Origin of the sequence: Morganella psychrotolerans, assembly GCF_965118875.1 — a bacterium.
Lineage (GTDB): Bacteria > Pseudomonadota > Gammaproteobacteria > Enterobacterales > Enterobacteriaceae > Morganella > Morganella psychrotolerans_C.
Genome location: NZ_CBCPJD010000009.1, coordinates 89,086 through 110,427 on the forward strand (window position 1 = coordinate 89,086; position 21,342 = coordinate 110,427).

Here is a 21,342-nt window from a genome sequence, read left to right on the forward strand (position 1 = left end):
ACATTATTTGTTAACATTTCATTCATAATAATTACGAATGGCACAGCCTGAAAATAAGAATTTATCACAGACTGATAAAATTTCTTTTACCGCAGAGCTTGAATTGTGAGAGCCTAAGTGGCAGCGTAATTGTTATATATAACTAATGAAGAGAATCCAATGACACAACAGCGGCAGGCGAAGTATCGCCGGGACTATCAGGCACCTGACTATACGATTACTCATATTGATCTTGATTTTGCACTCGACCCGCAAACAACAGTGGTGACCGCCACCAGCCGGGTAAAACGCCTGAATGACAGTGCTGCCACGCTGGTACTTGCCGGTGAAGGGTTGGTACTGAAACAGCTGACAATTGATGGTCAGGCGTGGTCTGCGTATCGCGAAGAAGGCGGTTCACTTCATATTGATAATGTACCTGAGCAGTTCACGTTGCAAATTGTCAATGAAATCAGCCCGGCGCAGAATACTGCACTTGAGGGGCTGTATGTCTCCGGTGATGCGCTCTGTACACAATGCGAAGCCGAAGGTTTCCGCCATATTACCTGGTATCTTGATCGCCCCGATGTGCTGGCGCGTTATACCACCCGGATCACTGCAGAAAAAGCCCGTTATCCGTTCTTGTTATCAAACGGTAACCGTGTGGATTCCGGTGATGCAGGCGATAAACACTGGGTTAAATGGGAAGATCCGTTCCCGAAACCAAGCTATCTGTTTGCACTGGTCGCCGGTGATTTTGATGTGCTGCGCGATACCTTTATTACCCGCAGCGGACGTGATGTGGCGCTTGAACTGTTCGTGGACAAGGGCAATCTTGACCGCGCCGGCTGGGCGATGACCTCGCTGAAAAATGCCATGAAATGGGATGAAGAGCGTTTTGGTTTTGAATATGATCTTGATATTTATATGATTGTGGCAGTTGATTTCTTCAATATGGGCGCGATGGAGAACAAAGGGCTGAATGTCTTTAACTCCAAATATGTGCTGGCGAAGAATGAAACGGCAACAGATAAAGATTATCTGGGCATCGAATCTGTTATCGGCCATGAGTATTTCCATAACTGGACAGGCAACCGTATCACCTGCCGTGACTGGTTCCAGCTCAGTCTGAAAGAGGGTCTGACCGTTTTCCGTGACCAGGAATTCAGTTCTGATCTCGGATCACGCCCGGTTAACCGGATCAACAATGTCCGTGTAATGCGCGCAGCGCAGTTTGCCGAAGATGCCGGTCCGATGGCGCACCCGATCCGTCCGGATAAAGTCATTGAAATGAACAACTTCTATACCCTGACTGTGTATGAAAAGGGCTCAGAAGTGATCCGCATGATCCACACCCTGCTGGGTGAAGAGCTGTTCCAGGCGGGGATGCAACTGTATGTACACCGTCATGACGGCAGCGCTGCAACCTGTGATGATTTTGTGCAGGCAATGGAAGATGCCTCCAATGTGGATCTCACCCTGTTCCGCCGCTGGTACAGTCAGTCCGGCACACCGGTGGTGACTATCCGTGACAGCTATGATGCCGCGACAAAACAGTATCAGCTGCATGTGACACAAATGACCCCGCCGACCCCGGATCAGCAGGATAAACAGCCGCTGCATATTCCGTTTGATGTGGAACTGTATGACAGCAACGGAAATATTATTCCTCTGCGTTATAAAGGGGAAGCCGTTCACTCTGTGCTGAATATCACCCGCGAAGAGCAGACATTCATATTTGATGACGTCAGTGAAAAGCCGGTACCGTCTCTGTTCCGTGAATTCTCAGCCCCGGTTAAAGTGGATTATCCGTACACTGACACACAGCTGGCATTTCTGATGCAGCATGCGCGCAATGAATTTTCCCGCTGGGATGCCGCGCAGTCACTGTTGGCGCTGCATATAAAAGAAAATGTCCGCCGTTATCAGGATGGTGAAGTATTACAGCTTCCGGATGCGGTGGTTGATGCATTCCGCGCTGTGCTGCTTGATGAGCACATTGACCCGGCACTTGCCGCACAGATTATGACGCTGCCGTCAGAAACGGAAGTGGCGGAGTGGTTCGCGGTGATTGATCCGGACGCCGTCAATGCCGTAATGACCTTTATTGCGCAAACATTTGCCCGCGAACTGTCGGATGAACTCTACGCGGTGTATATCAGTATGAAGACCGGTGTGTATCGGATTGATCATGCTGATATTGCAAAACGTGATCTGCGCAATGTCTGCCTGGGTTACCTGGCACCGGATGAAGATCGCGCGCAGGCGGATAAACGCATCTCCCTGCAATATGCACAGGCAGATAATATGACCGATTCACTGGCAGCCCTGTCGGCGGCGGTGAAAGCGGGTCTGGCGTGCCGTGACACTCTGCTGGCGGATTATGACAACAAGTGGCATCAGGATGGTCTGGTGATGGATAAGTGGTTTATTTTACAGGCCACCCGTCCGGATGCCGATGTTCTTGATAATGTGAAAGCCTTGCTGAAACATCGCTCATTTACCATGGCAAACCCGAACCGGGTGCGTTCGCTGGTGGGTGCGTTTGTGATGAACAATCCGAAAGCGTTCCATGACAAATCCGGGAAGGGATATCAGTTCCTTGCAGATATCCTCTGTGATCTGAACACCCGTAATCCGCAGGTTGCATCACGCCTGATTGAGCCGCTTATCCGCCTGAAACGCTATGATGACAGCCGTCAGAGCAAAATGCGTGATGCACTGCTGCGTCTCAAAGGGCTGGACAATCTCTCCGGTGATCTGTTTGAGAAAATCACCAAAGCGCTGGATGAGAACTGATTTGTGAGACTTCTCCGGGGGATTTTTTTACCCCGGGGAAGATCCTGCTGACGGGCAAAATAAAAAGACGCTGTAAATATGTCCCTATACACTCATGCGCGTCATTCATGACGCGCATACTTTTTATTTCGCTGCCCGTCGGATTATCAGGTTGGCATAGTTACAGACAAAGCACCTCTCCGGAGGTGTTTTTTTATACGCAGAAATACGGCATTACTGTCACATTGCACCATTTTTTTGCCGGATACAGTAAACTCCGGATAATTATCTGCAATATATACCCAACGAACCTGCAGTTTGAATGAATAAGGGTATAAAGAAAGGACTTCATTATGAGACATAGAACAAGTCTGTACCGCCACTGGTTGTGGGGCGTATTTTTTCTGTTCTTTTCCGCTGTTGCAGTGGCGGACGGTACTGAATTTCCCCGCATGCAGGGTGCGGTAACAGACACTGCAGGGCTTTTGACCAGCAGTGAGCGCAGTAATATTGAGGACAAACTCGGTACATTGCGGGAGCAGACCGGAGCGCAGATAGCTGTTCTGACAGTCAAAACCACCGCACCGCGTGATATTGAAAGCTATGCTGAAAACGTATTCAACCAATGGCGTTTAGGGCGGATCAATATTGATGACGGGATCTTATTACTGGTTGCAGCGGACGATCGCGCGATGCGCATTGAAGTCGGTTACGGGCTGGAAGGGGCGGTAAGTGACGCCACAGCGAACCGGATCCTCAATACTTATTTCATCCCTGAATTTAAAAAAGGAAATTATGCAGGCGGGATCAATAACACGCTCGATGCCCTGACTGCGCTGGTAAAAAATGAGTCACTGCCTGCGGTGACTACCCCGGCTTTTTATATCGCCAAACAGGCCGCGCCGGTCGGCTGGATTGATATTGTATTGGGTGCGGTACTGGCGGCAAGTGCGTATCTGTGGTGTTTTTTCATTTTCAGCATGATCAAACGCTATAAACTGAAAGCGGTTATCCCGATAGGCATCATTATTTATCTGACCTGGTATTTTGGCGGCTTTAATAATCCCGCCGGTAACGGTATGGAATTCGGGGAAGATTTTTTCTATACCGAATTACCGCGCTGGAGTCAGTTTATTTTCCTGAAAATTCTGCCGCTCTGGCTGGTTATTGTGCTGATATTCACTATGTTTATCGCCGCAGTTTTCTTATTTTTCCTCGTGTTAGGCACATTTTTCTGGATATTAGGTAAAATTATCAAACCTCAGAAACTGCGGATATCCATTTGCATCGGTCTCTTTTTCGGCGGATTTGCCTTTATTTTCGGATTGATGTTCTCTGAAGGAAGTCTGGCGGCAGGTGTGCTGGTTGGCGTCGGATTCGGGCTGTTTGTCGGTATCGGACACTATTGCGGATTTGTGACAGTCGGTTCCGGTGGCGGAGGCTCCGGGCGTGGCGGACGGGGTGACGGCGGTGGGTTCAGCAGTGGCGGGGGAAGCAGCAGCAGCCGTTCGTCTTCCGGTGGCGGCGGACGCAGTGGCGGCGGCGGGGCATCCGGGCGCTGGTAATATACCCTTATTCATTCAAACTGCAGGTTCGTTGGCTGACTGAGCTTGCCGCCTGGCTGCATCCTGAATGGTGTTGGGTATAATACAGGGAAATGGTGCACATCAGGTGCATCATTTCCTGCGTAAAAAAGCAGTGCAGAGAGGGGATATTTGTCCTAATATAGCCGCCTGAAATAGGCGGCACTGTTTCAGGCAGAATCCACAACCTATTTTGTTACAGAGAAACCACCCGGTACGCGGGTTATGTACTGATGACTCATAACAAAAGGTATTCAAGATGTATTATCCGTTAGTCAGGAAGGCGCTGTTCCGCCTTGATCCCGAACGCGCCCACGAATTTACCTTTCAGCAACTCAAACGCCTTTCCCGTTCTCCTTTCCGTTTTCTTATTCAGCAAAATGTTGCCACCAAACCTGTACAGTGCATGGGGCTCTCTTTTAAAAATCCGCTGGGGTTAGCCGCAGGTCTTGATAAAGACGGTGAATGTATTGAGGCTTTTGATGCCATGGGTTTTGGTTTTGTTGAAGTCGGTACGGTGACTCCCAAGCCACAGGCGGGAAATGATAAACCGCGTCTGTTCCGTATTGTGGAAGCCGAAGGGCTTATTAACCGGATGGGCTTTAATAATCTCGGGGTGGATAATCTGATTGAGAATATTAAACAGGCGCGTTTCGGGGGTATTCTCGGTATTAATATCGGCAAAAATAAAGATACGCCGGTTGAGCAGGGCAAAGATGACTATCTGATTTGTATGGATAAAGTTTATGCTCACGCCGGTTATATCGCCGTTAATATTTCCTCACCGAATACCCCGGGATTACGTAGCCTGCAATACGGCGATATGCTGGATGAATTACTGACTGCGATTAAAATTAAACAGCAGGAATTACATCAGCGCCATCAGAAATATGTTCCGGTTGCAGTAAAAATTGCCCCGGACTTAACGACAGAAGAATTAATTCAGGTTGCTGACAGTTTGGTCAGACATAATATTGATGGTGTTATTGCCACTAATACCACATTAGATCGCTCTTTAGTGCAGGGATTAAATCACTGTAATGAAACCGGCGGATTAAGTGGCCGCCCGGTTCAGAGTAAAAGCACTGAAATTATTCGTCTGTTATCAAAAGAGCTGAACGGTAAATTACCGATTATTGGTGTCGGCGGAATTGACTCACTGGTTGCCGCGCGGGAAAAAATGGATGCAGGCGCATCATTGATCCAGATCTATTCAGGATTTATCTACCACGGACCAAAATTAATTAAAAATATTGTAAATTGTATCTGATTTTCAGCTTTATCTTTCTGAGGGGGTTTATTTTTGCCCCCGTTTCTTTTATATTTTAAGATGTTGCTCAAAAATTATCATTATCAGGCAGCACACGTTAAAGTTATTAATAAATTTTAATTATTTTATTCAATATGAAGTGGCTATTTATCGCTGACCCGATATTAGCCGGGAATGTGATCAGATGAAAATAAAACCTGACGATCAATGGCAGTGGTATTATGATGATACGCATGAGCGTATTATGCTCGATCTTGCCAACGGAATGGTATTCCGCTCCCATTTTGCACCACGCCTGCTGGCGCCGTATGCCAGGTGTCACAGTCCGTTTTCTGTTGATGATGCCGCTTTATTTGTCATATTCGACGAACAGATTAAAAAATTAAATATCCCGGCGCAGCAATGTGCAGAATTAACACTCAATGCTTTAATTGCATCACGATTTTTAAAACCACAGATGCCGAAGAGCTGGTATTTTTCATTATGCTGTGCGATGACGAAACCGGCGCAGGGGCAAATTGTTGACGTTGTGCTGGATAACACCCGGCAGCGGAGTTGTTTTATTGTGGCGGAAGCGGGTGAGAATGCCAGTTTGTGTTTACTGGTCGACCCCGAACTACAATTAAATGATCGCACCATGTCCTTTTGTGATCCGATAAAGATCATGAACGATCGTTTATTATCCCGCAAATCAATACAACGAAGTCTGTTAATGGGTAAAGCAGTCTGACGGTGAAAATACCGGAAAGACAATTATACCCTTATTCATTCAAACTGCAGGTTCGTTGGCTGCGCTCAAATAGCCGGGTCACATAGTTTATCTATGCTTCCCGTCTATTTTCCCTTGCCGCCTTCCTGCAACGTGAATGACGTTGGGTATAGATATAATTTATTGATCACTGGCGATCGTACCGCATTAAAATGATCCGGTGTTTATATACAAGTTACGCCAAGTAAAATACCCCCTGGCGGATTAATCTGTCTGAGGGTATTTTTTTATCTGTTATTTTCCGTGACGGATCGTAATATTGGTTTTCGGAATACAGCTGCATGCCAGAATATCGCCGTTTCTTTTTATTGCCCCGGCTTTCAGCGGTGTTACCTCACCGGACAGCAGCGTCACTTTACAACTGCCGCAAACACCTGCACGGCAGGAGTAGGGAATGGAAACCTGATGCGCTTCCAGTTGCTCGAGCAGGACATGCTGATTATTCACCGCATACTCTTTATCGTTGAACGTCAGTGTCAGCATGGCTTCCGGCTGTGCGGTAACGGGCTGTACTTTTTCAATCACCCGCTCCTGATACTCACGTGGCGGGCAGGTTTCCAATACTGTTACTTTGTCGCCGACCTGAATAATACCGGTATTGCGGGCGATAGCATTCATGCCGAAATCCACATCATTTTTATCCACCGCTGTCCTGAAGGTTTGCAACGTATACAGCGGCTCCATCTGCGGATGTTTTTCACCTTTATCTGTGCTGATCGTCGTGAAAATGCAGCGGCTGCACGGTTTTTTCAGGTCAAATATAACATCGCCTATGCGGATCACTTTCCAGCCATCTTCGGCAAAGGCATCTGCACCGGTGACAATAATATTGCCGCGGAACTGTTCAATTTTAATTTCTGCGCTGCAACGTTTCTGCACAGCCTGAAAAGAGGCTTGATTCACAATCAGATACGGATAGCCGTCCGCAAAGGAAACCGGGTTGTCCGGGGAGAGCTTCACGCGCCTGGTGGAGTGCGGGCTGAGCCAGCGCAACTGAACCGGGATATCAAAAAACAGGCACAGCCACTGGTTGATTTTTTCCGGGGCAATGAGTGAGGTAAAATGATTACCCCAGACTTCGCATGCCAGACTCTCCGGCAGAAAATCGTCATATAAAATAGTGGCGCTGCTACCTTCCGGGCTGCGCAGATAAATGCCATTGTTCAGCAGTGCCGGGGTAAACAGAACCATTTGCGGATAACGGCGGGCAGTCAGAAATTTTCCGTCTTCGTCGGTTATCATAAAATTGCGGTCAAAACTCAGCCCGGTGTCCCCGGCATAGCTCTGCGACAGGTGCACGCCTTTCATTGATTTTACCGGGAAGGTGTATAAACGGGAGAGTGTGATGGCTGTTTTTGTCATAGTTATCCGTTCTTTTTGTTGTTATCGGTAAATACCACAGTGGCATCCGGGTTTACCGGGAAAAAGGTGAACGTCAATTTTATGATTTAACGCCCGGATCCGCTATAATGCGCTCCAAATTTTTATTTCAACGGTAAACCATGATGAACACGTATTTTGCCAGCACCGCCCGTGGGCTGGAAGAGCTTTTAAAAACTGAATTAGCAACACTGGGTGCTGAAGACCTCAGCATTGCACAGGGTGGTGTTCATTTTCGTGCTTCACCGCGTACAATGTACGAATGCCTGATGTGGAGCCGTCTGGCATCCCGTATTTTATTACCGCTGAATGAGTTCGATGTCTACAGCGATCTGGATCTTTATCTTGCGGTGCAATCAATTGACTGGCCGTCTGTCTTTACGGTGGACAAAACCTTTGCCGTGCATTTTAACGGCACCAACGATGAAATCCGTAACAGTCAGTACGGCGCGCTGAAAGTTAAAGATGCTATCGTCGACAGCTTTACCCGCAAAATTGATGCGCGTCCGGATGTGGCAAAGCAGCAGCCCGATATCCGTATCAATGTGTATCTGAATAAAGAAAGAGCCTCACTGGCTATTGATTTGAGCGGCGATTCCCTGCATATCCGCGGTTACCGTGAACTGGCAGGCCAGGCACCGCTGAAAGAAAATCTGGCGGCAGCGATTGTTCAGCGTTCCGGCTGGCAGAAGGATACCCCTATGGTGGATCCGATGTGCGGCTCAGGCACACTGCTGATTGAAGCGGCTATGATGGCGGCCGATTGTGCGCCGGGTCTGCACCGTACGCACTGGGGCTTTGAAGCCTGGAGCAGCCATGACAGTGCACTCTGGGAATCTGTTAAAGCAGAAGCCCGCGAGCGGGCCAATGCCGGTGTTGTCAGTGCCACGGCACGTTTTTTCGGGTCTGATACTGACAAACGTGTACTGGATATGGCGCGTGCCAATGCCCGCCGTGCCGGTGTGGATAAACTGATTACGTTCCAGCAGAAAGATGCCACCAAACTGGAAAACCCGCTGCCGGAAGGGCCGAAAGGCACGATTATTTCCAACCCGCCATACGGCGAGCGTCTGGAAAGCGAACCGGCACTGATTGCGCTGCACAGTGTGTTCAGCCGTGTTGTCCGCACCCGTTTCCCGGGCTGGCGCCTGTCCATGTTCAGTGGTTCGCCGGAACTGCTCAGCAGCCTGCAATTACGCGCAGAACGTGAGTTTAAAGCAAAAAATGGTCCGCTGGACTGCGTACAGAAAAACTATCAGTTAAGTGAAACACCGCCGGCGGGTGCACAGGATATTGGTTCTGATTTCGCAAATCGTCTGCGTAAGAATGAGAAAAAACTGGCAAAATGGGCGAAGCAGGAAGGTGTTGAGTGTTATCGTCTGTACGATGCTGATTTGCCGGAGTATAATGTCGCAGTTGATCGCTATGCCGATTATGTCGTGGTTCAGGAGTATGCTCCGCCGAAAACGATTGATCCGAACAAAGCGCGTCAGCGCCTGTTTGATGTGATCAGCGCGACACTTGCGGTGCTGGAACTGCCGGCGAACCAGCTGGTTTTAAAAACCCGTCAGCGCCAGAAAGGCAAACAGCAATATGAAAAGCTGGACGAGAAAAAGAACAGTTTCCTGGTAAAAGAGTATAACGCACAGTTATGGGTTAACCTGACTGATTACCTGGATACGGGTTTGTTCCTTGACCATCGTATTGCCCGTAAAATGTTAGGGCAGATGAGCAAAGGTAAAGATTTCCTTAATCTATTTGCTTACACCGGCTCTGCGACTGTTCATGCCGGACTTGGCGGGGCGCGCTCCACCACATCAGTGGATATGTCGCGCACGTATCTGGAGTGGGCAGAACGCAATTTACAAAGTAACGGACTAAGCGGCAGACAGCACCGTCTGGTGCAGGCGGATTGCCTGAGCTGGCTGGCGCAGACCCCGGAACAGTTTGATCTGATCTTTATCGATCCGCCGACGTTTTCTAACTCAAAACGGATGGAAGACACCTTTGATGTCCAGCGCGACCACATCATGCTGATGAAACAGCTGAAACGTCTGCTGCGCCGTGGCGGAACACTGATGTTCTCCAATAACAAACGTGGTTTTAAATTAGATCAGGCGGGGATGGATGAAGCCGGACTGGTGGCACAGGAAATCACCGCCAAAACACAATCACAAGATTTTGCACGTAACCGTCAGATTCATAACTGCTGGCTAATCCGCCACGCAGGCGAGGAATAACAGAACTATGTCGTTGATTAATATGGCGGGCGCCTGGCTCGCATTCAGTGATGCTCCGTTGCTGGAAAATACCGAAATTCATATCGAAGCAAATGAGCGTGTCTGTCTGGTCGGACGCAACGGGGCGGGAAAATCCACCCTGATGCGGGTTCTGACCAAAGAACAGCCTCTGGATGATGGTACAGTTACCTATGAGCAGGATCTGATTGTCTCCCGCTTACAACAGGATCCGCCGCGTGATGTGGAAGGCACTGTATTTGATTTTGTCGCCGAAGGGGTGGCTGAGCAGGCTAAGCATATCAAAGCTTATCATCAGATCTCAAAACTGGTGGAAACGGATCCGAGTGATAAAAATCTGTCAAAAATGGCAGATTTGCAGGAAATTCTTGATACTCAGAATTTATGGCTGCTGGACAGCCGCATTTCAGATGTGATTGCCCATCTTGAATTACCGGCAGAAGAAAAACTCTCTGCGCTCTCCGGGGGCTGGCTGCGTAAAGCCGCGCTGGGACGTGCACTGGTTTGCGCGCCGGGCGTGCTGTTTCTGGATGAACCGACCAACCACCTGGATATCGAAACGATTCAGTGGCTGGAAGTTTTCCTGAAAAGCTTCGGTGGCAGTATCGTCTTTATTTCCCATGACCGTTCCTTTATCCGCAATATGGCAACCCGGATTATCGATCTGGATCGCGGTAAGCTGGCGTCCTGGCCCGGAAGCTATGATGAATACCTGATCGGCAAAGAAGAATCTCTGCGCGTGGAAGAGATGCAGAATGCAGAATTTGACCGCAAACTGGCGCAGGAAGAAGTGTGGATCCGCCAGGGGATCAAAGCCCGCCGTACCCGTAACGAAGGACGGGTTCGTGCGCTGAAAGCACTGCGTAATGAACGCGCCGATCGCCGTGAGGTGATGGGTAAAGCGAAAATGCAGGTTGAAGAAGCGACACGCTCCGGCAAAATCGTATTTGAAATCGAAGATATCAGCTACGGTATCGACGGCAAAAAACTGGTCAGTGATTTCAGTGCGCAGGTGCTGCGCGGTGATAAAATTGCGCTGGTCGGACCGAATGGCTGCGGAAAAACTACTCTGCTGAAACTGATGCTCGGCGATCTGCAACCGGACAGTGGCCGGGTGCATTGCGGAACAAAACTGGAAGTGGCGTATTTTGACCAGCACCGCGCAGCATTAGATCCGGATAAAACCGTGATGGACAACCTGGCGGAAGGCAAGCAGGAAGTGATGGTAAACGGCAAGCCACGCCATGTGCTCGGGTATTTACAGGAATTCCTGTTCCACCCGAAACGTGCGATGACACCGGTTCGTGCACTGTCCGGCGGAGAGCGTAACCGTTTATTACTTGCCAGATTGTTCCTGAAACCCAGCAATCTTCTGATCCTCGATGAACCGACCAACGACCTTGATGTCGAAACGCTGGAACTGCTTGAAGAGCTGGTGGACGGCTATCAGGGCACTGTGTTGCTGGTCAGTCATGACCGCCAGTTTGTGGATAACAGCGTTACCGAATGCTGGATTTTTGAAGGTGACGGCACTATTGAACGCTTTGTCGGCGGCTATTTTGACGCACAGCAGCAGCGCAGCCAGGTTCAGACACTGAAAGCACCGGCAGAGAAGAAATCACAGCCGGAGCCGGAAGAGAAACGTACCGATAACATTAAAAAAGCAAATACTTCTGCAAAATTAAGTTATAAATTACAACGGGAGCTGGAACAGCTGCCTGCACTGCTGGAATCCCTCGACGAGGACATTCAGCAGTTACAAAGCAAGGTGGCGGCGCCTGAGTTTTTTAATCAGTCGCGCGAAGAGACCGATAAAGTTCTGACGTTGTTAGCTGAAAAAGAGCATGCGCTGGAAGTGGCGTTTGATCGGTGGCAGACGTTGGAATCAATGCAGAGCGGGAGCTGATCCCGCCTGTGATGACCCCGGAGAAATAACGTAACAGTGTGTGCTCATCATTCACATGATTCTGACATGGTGCTGTGTCCGCAGTGCGACCTGGTGGTTGATGTCCCTGAGCTTGCCCGGGGAACGAAAGCCGAATGTCCGCGCTGCCACACACACCTGACTGCCCGCTGGCGTGAACCACGTCGTCAGCCGCTGATGTATGCTCTCTGCGGCCTGGTGATGTTTGTTCTGGCCGGTATGTTCCCGTTTGTCTCTATGAAAGTGGCGGGCATTGAGAGCGAAATCACTATTTATCAGATACCGGCAGTGATGTTTGGTGATAATTATACTGAGCTGGCACTCTTCTTTATGGGGTTTGTTCTGGCGGTTCCGGTGTATTGTCTTGCTGCGATTACCTTGCTGTGCAACGGGATACGCCTGCCGCGCTGGCTGGCTATTCCTGTGACCAAACTGCTCTTTCGGTTGCGCACCTGGTGTATGGCTGAAATTTTCCTGGCGGGTGTCCTTGTCAGCTTTGTGAAACTGATGGCTTACGGGGATATCGGACTGGGCATGAGTTTTCTGCCGTACTGTCTGTTTTGTGTGATGCAGGTGAGGGCGTTTCAGTGCCTTGATAAACACTGGATCTGGGAACGGATAGCGCCGCGTCCTGCGCTGTCTGTCCCGCTGATTGCCGGAAAAGGCGGGCTGGCGCAGGGCGTACGGTTGTGCGGCACTTGTCAGGCTATTCTGCCGGCAGATATGCGGGAGTGTCCGCGCTGTCACAGCAAAGGACATGCACGGCGGCCGAACAGTCTGCAACTGACTCTGGCGCTTTTGTTTACCTCGGTTATTTTGTATATCCCGGCAAACCTGCTGCCGATTATGATCACTGAAACACTGGGTAACGGATTTGGCTCAACCATTATGGCGGGGGTTATCCTGCTCTGGGGAGACGGCTCTTATCCGGTGGCAATGGTCATTTTTATTGCCAGTATTATGGTGCCGAGCCTGAAAATGCTGGCAATAGGCTGGCTGTGTCTTGATGCCAAAGGCCACGGAATGCGTGATCCGGGCCGGATGCACTTTATTTATGAAATGGTGGAATTTGTCGGGCGCTGGTCCATGATCGATGTTTTCGTGATCGCGGTGCTGGCGGCATTAGTCCGGATGGGACGCCTGATGAGTATTTATCCTGATATTGGTGTAATTTTATTTGCGCTGGTGGTTGTCCTGACGATGATCGCCGCCGAAATGTTCGACCCGCGCCTGACGTGGGATCGACGTGATAAACAACGGGCGAAGTCTTCAGAGGAGCCTCAGCTTGAACGACAAAAATGATGATTTGACAGACGCAGATGCAGACAGCCTGACAGAGGCGAAGGTCAGCAAACTGAAAAGCTGGTCACCGGTCTGGATTATCCCCATCGTTACGGTGCTGATTGGCGCCTGGATCCTCATCAGCCATTTTCGCGGGCAGGGACCGGAGATCACGCTGATAACCTATAATGCGGAAGGGGTTGAAGCCGGGAAAACCAAGATCAAAAGCCGCAGCGTGGATGTCGGTGTGGTGGAAAGCGTCATGCTGGATCAAAGCTACAGCCGCGTTATCATCAAAGCACGTCTGAATGCTGAAATGAAGGATGTGCTGCGCAAAGATACGGCGTTCTGGGTCGTCAAGCCGACTGTCGGACGTGAAGGCGTAAGCGGGCTGGGCACCCTGTTGTCCGGTGCGTATATCCAGGTGCAACCGGCAAAAACCGGAGCTGTGAGCGAGGAATTTGAACTGCTCGATTCTCCGCCGCTAGCAGCACCCGATGCAAAAGGGATCCGCGTGATATTAACCAGCCAGCAGGCTGGTCAGCTCAATCCCGGTGATGCGGTACTGTTCCGGGGGTTCCGTGTCGGCTCTGTGGAAACAGCTGAATTTAATCTCGACGAGCGCGATATGCAGTATGAACTGTTTATCAGTGCGCCTTACGACAAACTGATCACCACAAATGTCCGTTTCTGGAAAGACAGCGGCATCTCCTTTGATATGTCCTCACAGGGTGTAAGTGTACAGATGGGTTCTTTATCAACGCTGTTCAGCGGCGGCGTCAGTTTTGATGTGCCGGATGGCTGGCAGCCGGGCGAGGAAGTAAACCCGAAAACACTGTTTAAACTGTTTGATAACCAGAAGAGTACACAGAATTCACTGTATACACAGTATAAAAGTTATTTGCTGTTTTTCTCTGACTCTGTCCGTGGTTTATCTCCGGGCGCACCGGTGGAGTTCCGCGGGATCCGTTTAGGGACAGTGGCACAGGTACCTTTCTATGCGAAAGGGCTGGGGCAGAGCTTTGATCAGGACTTCCGTATTCCGGTACTTATCCATATCGAACCGGAACGCTTTGAGAAAGATGTCGGTAAGGGGTTCAAACTGGAAAAAGAGCTGGAAACTGCACTCCAGCAAGGGCTGCGGGCGTCTCTGAAATCCGGCAACCTGCTGACCGGCGCACTGTATGTTGATCTCGATTTCTATCCGGAACAGGATGCCTGGAAAGCGCCGATGAGTATTTCTGATTATGAAATTCTGCCGACCACCAGCGGTGGCCTTGTTCAGCTGCAACAGAAAGTCCTCGCCGCACTGGATAAAATCAACGGTATGCCGATTGAGCCGATGATGAAACAGGCGACAGATACGCTGCGCGCCAGTGAAAAAACGATCGCCGAAGCACAGAAAACCTTGTCTGAGCTGAATGGATTACTGGGCAGCAAAGAGTTCAAAGCCCTGCCGAAAGATCTGCAATCGACATTACGCGAGCTGAACCGCAGTATGCAGGGTGTTCAACCGGGATCACCGGCTTACAATAAGCTGGTCGATGATATGCAGCGCCTGGATCAGGTTCTGCGTGAACTGCAACCGGTATTGCGGACACTGAACAATAAGAGCAATGCGCTGGTCTTTGAAGCGAAGCCGCAGTCTGATCCTCAACCTAAGAAGGGGAAGAATTAAGATGAAAAACCTGGCGAAAGCTCTGGCATTTCTGGGTGTTTTTGTACTGGCGGGATGCAGCAGCACCCCTGAAAAACAGTATTATCAGTTGCCGTCTGTTACCTCATCTCAAACAGATGCGGATCAGACCGGTTACCGGAGCAGTACCGGTGACAACCGTGCTCCACAGCTGTGGATCCAGCGCATCACACTGAGTGATGTGCTGGGCAATTCCGGCATCGTTTATCAGACCAGTGATGTGGAATACAGCATCGGCAGCACAAATTTATGGGCAGGGCCGCTGGAGCAGCAGTTACTGGATGCCATGACCACAGAACTCAGTCAGGCATTGCCGGACAGACTGGTTTCCGTGCAGCCGCTGGAAATGAAACCGGATACGCTGACCATCAGTGTAACGGGTTTCCACGGACGCTATGACGGTAAAGTGATTGTGGCGGGCAGCTGGATTTATACTCACGGCGAAAATGTTATCCGTCATCCGTTTAACCTTGTTCTGACACAAAGTGAGAACGGGTATCCTGAACTGATCCGTACCCTCAGTGAGGGATGGGCGCAGGTAGCTAAATCGGTCGCAGGCGAGATACGTAAGTAACCGGAAAATTGCCCTCTGTGGTGTGCAAACAGAGGGCAGTTTATTATAAAAAGAACAAATTTGTGAAATACCTCTCATTAATTCGATTAACAGCCTGATCACAAAAATAATTTCTTCCCTGTCTTGTTTCACTCTCTGTCTTTGTTTACGGTTGCAGAAAAACTAATCAGCTGATTACGCTGATAAAACAATCCCCCTGTTTTTACTGTGTATTTTTTTGCAAAGAGAGTCTGACACACTCTGAATCTTCTTTACTTGCAATCCGTTGCCCGACAGCGTATTCCTGTTATGGGTTGAGTGAAAATCAACCTGTTCTGATACTGAATAACATGAGGGAAGTAACGGCATGAAAAGACAAAAGCGTGATCGTTTAGCGAGAGCATTAACCAAAGGTTATCAGGCGGGTATTTTAGGTCGTTCTAAAGAGCATTGCCCGTATCTAAAGATTGACGAACGTTCTCACTGGCTGGGAGGCTGGCGCGAGGCCATCGATAACAGGGCGGTCATTGCGTAACCGGTTTTGAAGAACAAAAAACCTCCGCATGCGGAGGTTTTTACAGGTAAGGCTGCTGAAACCGGCGGATTAAAACGCGCTGGTATCTTTAAACAGACCCACTTTCAGATCCGTGGCCGTATAAATCAGTTTGTCATCAACAAAGACTTCACCGTCACCGATACCCATAATCAACTTACGGTTGATTACACGCTTGAGGTGAATACGGTAAGTGACTTTTTTCGAGGTCGGTAATATCTGCCCGCTAAATTTAACTTCACCCACACCCAGCGCACGGCCTTTACCTTCGCCGCCCAGCCAGCCGAGATAGAATCCGACTAATTGCCACATTGCATCCAGACCTAAACAGCCCGGCATAACGGGATCGTTGGTGAAATGACAACCGAAAAACCACAGCTCAGGGTTGATATCCAGTTCAGCTTCAATATAGCCTTTATCAAAATGACCGCCGGTTTCGCTCATTTTAATGACGCGATCCATCATCAGCATGTTGCCGGATGGTAATGGTGGCCCGTTTTCACCAAAGAGTTCACCTCGTCCTGAGGCTTCAAGTTCCTGCTTTGTGTATGAATCTTGTTTTGCGACCATAACTCAATCTTTGCCTTGTTTTTCAGATAGGCTACACAATAGCGTACACTTGTACGCTGAACAAGTCCGATCAGATAAAATGTGAGCTACTTCCACCAACGGGAGAACCACGGCGCTCTTGGTTTATCCTGATTGTTTGCCAGGAAAATCCGATCCTGAATTATAGCTAACAGGTGTTCTCCGGAAGGATTGTTTTCTTCTTCATAATACGGCATTTTCATCAGGTGTGATGCTGCCTGCGATACATGCGAAACCGTCCGGATATGGAACTCACCCGTGCGTACTGCGTCAACAACATCATCTGACAGTACAAGATGGCGCTCGTTGGAGGCAGGAATAATGACACCCTGTTCTCCGGTGAGCCCTCTGCTCTGGCACAGACGGAAAAAACCTTCTATTTTTTCATTCACGCCGCCAATAGCCTGGACGAAACCAAACTGATCGACTGAGCCTGTTACGGCAATCTGCTGGTCAACCGGCTGCCAGGAGAGGGCGCTTATCAGTGCGCACAGTTCGGCCAGAGAGGCGCTGTCACCATCCACTTCGCCGTAGGATTGCTCAAACACCACAGACGTTGAGAACGGGAATGGCTGATCCAGCTTCAGTTCGGCAACCAGATAAGCCTGCATAATCATCATGCCTTTTGCATGAATATTTCCGCCAAGCTCAGATTTGCGCTCAACATCGACAAACTCGCCGTCACCGATATGCGCAACACAGGTGATGCGGGAGGGTTCACCCACCGCTTGCGGGTGACCGGGATACTGAAGGACAGAGAGCCCGTTAATCTGACCGACGGTACTACCCTGAGTCTGGATATAAACCTGACCCTGAAGCATTTCATCCAGACCCCGGTCAGCCAGATAGCCATGACGCCAGAGACGGTTTTCCTGAATCTTGCGCAGTGCTTCTGCTGTAATTGTTTCAGACGGCAGCAGTGTTGCCGCATCACGCAGCAATGACGTCAGCCACAATAAATCAAGCGGCAGTCTTTTCTTATCATCCTGATGGCGCATTCCCTGGCGGATCAGTTCATACCAGCCATCGGGGCTGAGTGACGGCAGCTGATTTTCTTTCAGCAGACCATTGATAAACTGACACCATACACAAAGCTGATCAATCTCTTCAATCTGACTGTCGAACTCATATTCCCCGTACAGAGCTTCTTCGCTGAGTTCCGGCTCTGTCAGCATGAATTCATCAAGGCTCATACGGTCACCGACTAAAATGACACGCAGATCCAGAGGCATACCATCAACAGGGAACGGCAGCGGATGTTGTTCTGTGTGTGCCAGCCACTCAAAACGCTGAGCACAGACCATTTGTTTCAGGCGCAGCCACATTAACGGCTGCGCGAGCAGGCTGCGCATTGAGATAATCAGATAGCCGCCGTTAACCTGATGGAGCAGGCCGGGTTGCAGCTGAACATGCTGATGATGTGTAAATATCTGACCAAACAGGTGTTCCGGCTCAACCCAGTCGCAGACAGCAAAAGGGCGTGTTGCACTGAAGTGACCGCTATCCGCAGGTGTGAAAATAAACCGGTGATTATCAAAATGATACTCACCACCGGCGGTACGCTTCTGCTGAGCCCGGGCATCAGGCGGCAGCAATTGCGCTATCGTATTCAGATAACATTCGCTTTCATCACTTTTTACCAGTATAAAACGGCGTTTGGCTGCCGGATGACTGAAAAGTGACAGGCTTTCCTGCAAACGGGCCTGTACCGCATCGGTACTCAAAGCCGGGAGCGAAGAGGCAGTTTGCAGGAGCTCGTGGTAACTGTTTTCATCAGGCAGTAATGATTGCCAGGTTAATTGTTTAATATTCACTCGGTATTGTCTACTTTTGATGATGTCAGGCGTATGTGGGGTATGTAAGGATCAGGTGCTTCCCGCTGTGTGCGGCTCTCAGCACTGCCTTTGAATAGTAACGGAAATAATGGGGCATTGTAGCGCGTAAGTATGTCTGATAGCTATCCTCGTGACGTTTATTTTTAACCGGTCGGATAAGAGAGAATCTGATTTAGGAGCGGTTTTTTAAGACAAATATTGCTATGCTTATGAAAGTGTTACCCTGTCACTGAGAAAAATAATGAAATATCAACAACTAGAGAACCTTGAGTGTGGCTGGAAGTGGGCATATCTGGTCAAAAAACACCGTGAAGGTGAAGCTATTACCCGGCATGTGGAAAAAAGTCAGGCAGAAGAGGCGGTTGCACTGCTGCTGAAACTGGAATCTCACCCCGTTAAAGTCATCGGCTGGATACAAAAGCACATGTCGCCGGCACTTATAAACCGGATGAGTCAGACTATCCGTGCCCGTCGTAAGCGTCATTTTAATGCTGAGCAACAACATACCCGCAAAAAATCTGTCGATTTGGAGTTTTTAGTCTGGCAGCGTCTATCTGCACTATCACAGCGACGCGGCAGTACATTGTCAGACACGATTATTCAGTTACTGGAAGATGCGGAGCGGAAAGAAAAATACGCGACGAAGATGACGTCACTGAAGGAAGATCTGCAAAACTTATTGGGTAGCGACAAAAAATAAACCCCATCCGGAGACGGGGTTTATAAATTCATTGCATCATGCAATCGAATCAGAAATTACTGAGCAGCAGCCTGTGCAACTTGTTCAGTTACGCCCTGAATTTCGATTTCAACACGACGGTCTGGTGCCAGACACTCGATCAGAGCAGCGCGCTGTTTGATATTATCACATTTGTTGCCTGTGATAGGATCTTCTTTACCGCGGCCTTCTGCACGGATGCTGCCTGTAGGGATACCTTTAGCAACCAGGTAATCTACAACGCTCTGAGCACGTTTCTGTGACAGTGGCAGGTTGTAGTTCTGTGAACCGATGCGGTCAGTGTAACCGATAACCAGGACGTTGCCCTGAGTTGGGTCGATTGACGCCAGTTCGTTGAACAGCTGGTTCAGAGCTTCCTGACCTTCAGTTTTCAGAGTAGACTTGTTGAAGTTAAACAGAACGTCTGAACGCAGGGTGAAACGTTTGTTTTCAACAACAGGAGCCGGAGCCGGAGCTGGTTCTACAACTGGTGCTGCAACGTCATCCTGACCGAAGCGGTACGCGATACCAACACTCAGCATGCCGTTGTCCGGACGTGCGCCCAGAGTTTCTTTATCGCCGATGTTGTTGATCCACTGATATTCCACACGAGCGGCGATATCACGGGTAATTGCGTATTCAGTACCCAGAGCAACTAACGGTGAAACACCGGTGTCGTTCTGAGTTTTCTGTGCGCTGCGAACACCGCCGGTAACAGTTGAATAGCTTGAATCTGCACGCCATACCATAGCACCCAGACGGGTATAAACGTCTAAGTCTTCCATTACCGGATAGCTCAGTTTGGTAGTCAGCTGAATACCCTGTGCTTTGAACGCGCCGTTGTTACCGTCGCCTTTATAAGGCATACGACCTAACCAGTCGTAACCTAATTCAAAGCCCATGTACTGGTTGTGCTGGAAACCAGCATATGCACCAGCGCCGATCTGGTCTTTATGAGTAGGACCGGTGTTGCCTAAGCCTTCACCATTGTCGCCTACGCTTGTACCGGTGTTCTGATACTGGGACCAACCTAATTTAGCACCAGTGTACCAGGTGTTATCTTTCGGAGCTGCTTGCGCAACAGTTGCGAAAGCTGCTACTGCTACTGCCACTGCGATAGCTGTCTTTTTCATTTTACGCCTCGTTATCATCCAAATAGGCTCTGGCTTAAATAGCCTTATTTTTGCCTTTGGTTTTTAAAAATAGTCAGGGATTATGTGCTCAATTTAGTAAATAGCTCCCAATAGGGAATTTTAAGCACTACCTTAACGGTGTAAAGTCTACAGCGAAGTTCAAAAGTTACAAGGGTATCCGACAGAATTCGGTTAAAAAAAAGCAAAAAAGCTTACTGATTCATAAACATACAAAATAGTCAATTTCTTTGGATATTTGGCTTAACGCGTTGAAATATTGTGATTTTATTAACTAAGCCGAGCAAATGATACGGGCTTGTAAAAAAGACTGAGAATATTCTTAATTTTACTTAGTGGTAAGGGAAAGAGTGAATTTGTACTGTGTTCAGTTGTCGTGCCTGCGGCGCATTATCATTATGCCATTTCTGAGGCCGCATAATAAAGCCCAGGCAGCGACCCTGCTGTGCAGCCCGCTGCAACCGGTAATTTTCCTGTTCAGTTAATACCGGCAACCAGCCAAGAACAACACTGTAATTACCACTGGCGAGCGCTTTCTCCATCGCATCGACACTGTTGATTACCGGGATACGGGAAAGTTGCATTATTTTATCACGGGGCAGCTGATTTTGTGCCAGCCACCGGCGGCTGAGTTTTTCGCCGGGTGAGAGCCAGAGTAACCAGCGCGGTTCACCGGCAAGCTGACGTAACAACGGAAGCAGGATATGAGTCAGGATCATATCATTATTGCGATAGACCAATTCGCTGACCATACCGGTTGTGCCTGTTTGTGAGTGACCTGCCTGCGAAAGGGCTGGTGACACGGATGCAGACGTAGCAGGGAGATATTCCCGGATTGATTGCTGGCGCATAGTTGACCTCACATAGTGATACTGTATGAATGTACAGTACAATTCAATTTCCCTTAGATCAAGTAAATTTTTTCCAAGCAACTCGCAAATTTCAGGATTGCTGTGCGTAAATACGAATTTATCGTTGGCAATTGCAGAAACATTCCTTATTTTGTGGCGACGCTGAGCTCAGTCA

At 49.1% G+C, this 21,342-nt stretch carries 16 protein-coding genes; 11 read left to right on the plus strand and 5 right to left on the minus strand.

Annotation, left to right across the window (positions count from 1 at the left end; genetic code table 11):
• Window positions 1-159 precede the first annotated feature (159 nt).
• The 4 genes from pepN to ACMHKJ_RS10535 all read left to right on the plus strand — a co-directional run bounded on the left by pepN (window position 160) and on the right by ACMHKJ_RS10535 (window position 6,340).
• The gene (gene pepN, locus ACMHKJ_RS10520) at window positions 160-2,778 is read left to right on the plus strand and encodes an aminopeptidase N (protein ID WP_413493745.1); all 2,619 of its coding nucleotides are present in this window, start codon (window positions 160-162) and stop codon (window positions 2,776-2,778) included.
• 332 nt (window positions 2,779-3,110) lie between these two features.
• Entirely contained in the window at window positions 3,111-4,322 is a 1,212-nt protein-coding gene (locus ACMHKJ_RS10525) for a TPM domain-containing protein (protein ID WP_413493747.1), read from the plus strand.
• Window positions 4,323-4,599: 277 nt separating this feature from the next.
• On the plus strand, window positions 4,600-5,610 hold the full coding sequence (gene pyrD / locus ACMHKJ_RS10530; protein WP_067364080.1) for a quinone-dependent dihydroorotate dehydrogenase: 1,011 nt from the start codon (window positions 4,600-4,602) through the stop codon (window positions 5,608-5,610).
• A gap of 184 nt (window positions 5,611-5,794) precedes the next feature.
• The gene (locus ACMHKJ_RS10535) at window positions 5,795-6,340 is read left to right on the plus strand and encodes a cell division protein ZapC (RefSeq protein ID WP_413493749.1); all 546 of its coding nucleotides are present in this window, start codon (window positions 5,795-5,797) and stop codon (window positions 6,338-6,340) included.
• Window positions 6,341-6,613: 273 nt separating this feature from the next.
• Here ACMHKJ_RS10535 and ACMHKJ_RS10540 read toward each other — a convergent pair whose 3' ends face one another.
• Window positions 6,614-7,741, minus strand: a complete 1,128-nt coding sequence (locus tag ACMHKJ_RS10540) for a YcbX family protein (RefSeq protein WP_413493751.1) — start codon at window positions 7,739-7,741, stop codon at window positions 6,614-6,616.
• Window positions 7,742-7,884: 143 nt separating this feature from the next.
• On the opposite strand from ACMHKJ_RS10540, the gene rlmKL reads away from it, so the two are divergent.
• The 6 genes from rlmKL (at window position 7,885) to rmf (ending at window position 16,006) form a co-directional block, all read left to right on the plus strand.
• Window positions 7,885-9,999, plus strand: coding sequence for a bifunctional 23S rRNA (guanine(2069)-N(7))-methyltransferase RlmK/23S rRNA (guanine(2445)-N(2))-methyltransferase RlmL (gene rlmKL / locus ACMHKJ_RS10545; RefSeq protein ID WP_413493913.1), 2,115 nt, complete (start codon window positions 7,885-7,887; stop codon window positions 9,997-9,999).
• 7 nt (window positions 10,000-10,006) lie between these two features.
• The gene (locus ACMHKJ_RS10550; RefSeq protein ID WP_413493753.1) at window positions 10,007-11,923 is read left to right on the plus strand and encodes an ABC transporter ATP-binding protein; all 1,917 of its coding nucleotides are present in this window, start codon (window positions 10,007-10,009) and stop codon (window positions 11,921-11,923) included.
• Between the two features lie 36 nt (window positions 11,924-11,959).
• Window positions 11,960-13,243, plus strand: a complete 1,284-nt coding sequence (gene pqiA, locus ACMHKJ_RS10555; RefSeq protein WP_413493755.1) for a membrane integrity-associated transporter subunit PqiA — start codon at window positions 11,960-11,962, stop codon at window positions 13,241-13,243.
• 4 nt (window positions 13,244-13,247) lie between these two features.
• Complete coding sequence (gene pqiB, locus ACMHKJ_RS10560) at window positions 13,248-14,900, plus strand: intermembrane transport protein PqiB (protein WP_413493914.1); 1,653 nt, start codon at window positions 13,248-13,250, stop codon at window positions 14,898-14,900.
• Between the two features lies 1 nt (window position 14,901).
• Window positions 14,902-15,492, plus strand: a complete 591-nt coding sequence (pqiC, locus tag ACMHKJ_RS10565) for a membrane integrity-associated transporter subunit PqiC (RefSeq protein ID WP_413493756.1) — start codon at window positions 14,902-14,904, stop codon at window positions 15,490-15,492.
• A 346-nt stretch (window positions 15,493-15,838) separates the two neighbouring features.
• Entirely contained in the window at window positions 15,839-16,006 is a 168-nt protein-coding gene (rmf, locus tag ACMHKJ_RS10570) for a ribosome modulation factor (RefSeq protein WP_082970629.1), read from the plus strand.
• Between the two features lie 69 nt (window positions 16,007-16,075).
• On the opposite strand, the gene fabA is transcribed toward rmf, so the two are convergent.
• A complete protein-coding gene (gene fabA, locus ACMHKJ_RS10575; RefSeq protein ID WP_067364065.1) occupies window positions 16,076-16,594 on the minus strand; it encodes a bifunctional 3-hydroxydecanoyl-ACP dehydratase/trans-2-decenoyl-ACP isomerase in 519 nt (172 codons plus the stop codon).
• 86 nt (window positions 16,595-16,680) lie between these two features.
• Entirely contained in the window at window positions 16,681-18,426 is a 1,746-nt protein-coding gene (locus tag ACMHKJ_RS10580; protein ID WP_413493759.1) for an AAA family ATPase, read from the minus strand.
• Window positions 18,427-18,688: 262 nt separating this feature from the next.
• Between ACMHKJ_RS10580 and matP the strand changes: the two genes are divergently transcribed.
• Window positions 18,689-19,147 carry a macrodomain Ter protein MatP gene (gene matP, locus ACMHKJ_RS10585; RefSeq protein ID WP_413493761.1) on the plus strand — a complete coding sequence of 153 codons (459 nt, stop codon included), beginning with the start codon at window positions 18,689-18,691 and terminating at the stop codon, window positions 19,145-19,147.
• A gap of 56 nt (window positions 19,148-19,203) precedes the next feature.
• On the opposite strand, the gene ompA is transcribed toward matP, so the two are convergent.
• Together ompA and sulA are read right to left on the minus strand one after the other, a co-directional pair.
• On the minus strand, window positions 19,204-20,298 hold the full coding sequence (gene ompA / locus ACMHKJ_RS10590; RefSeq protein WP_413493762.1) for a porin OmpA: 1,095 nt from the start codon (window positions 20,296-20,298) through the stop codon (window positions 19,204-19,206).
• A 350-nt stretch (window positions 20,299-20,648) separates the two neighbouring features.
• The gene (gene sulA / locus ACMHKJ_RS10595; RefSeq protein WP_413493764.1) at window positions 20,649-21,167 is read right to left on the minus strand and encodes an SOS-induced cell division inhibitor SulA; all 519 of its coding nucleotides are present in this window, start codon (window positions 21,165-21,167) and stop codon (window positions 20,649-20,651) included.
• Window positions 21,168-21,342 lie beyond the last annotated feature (175 nt).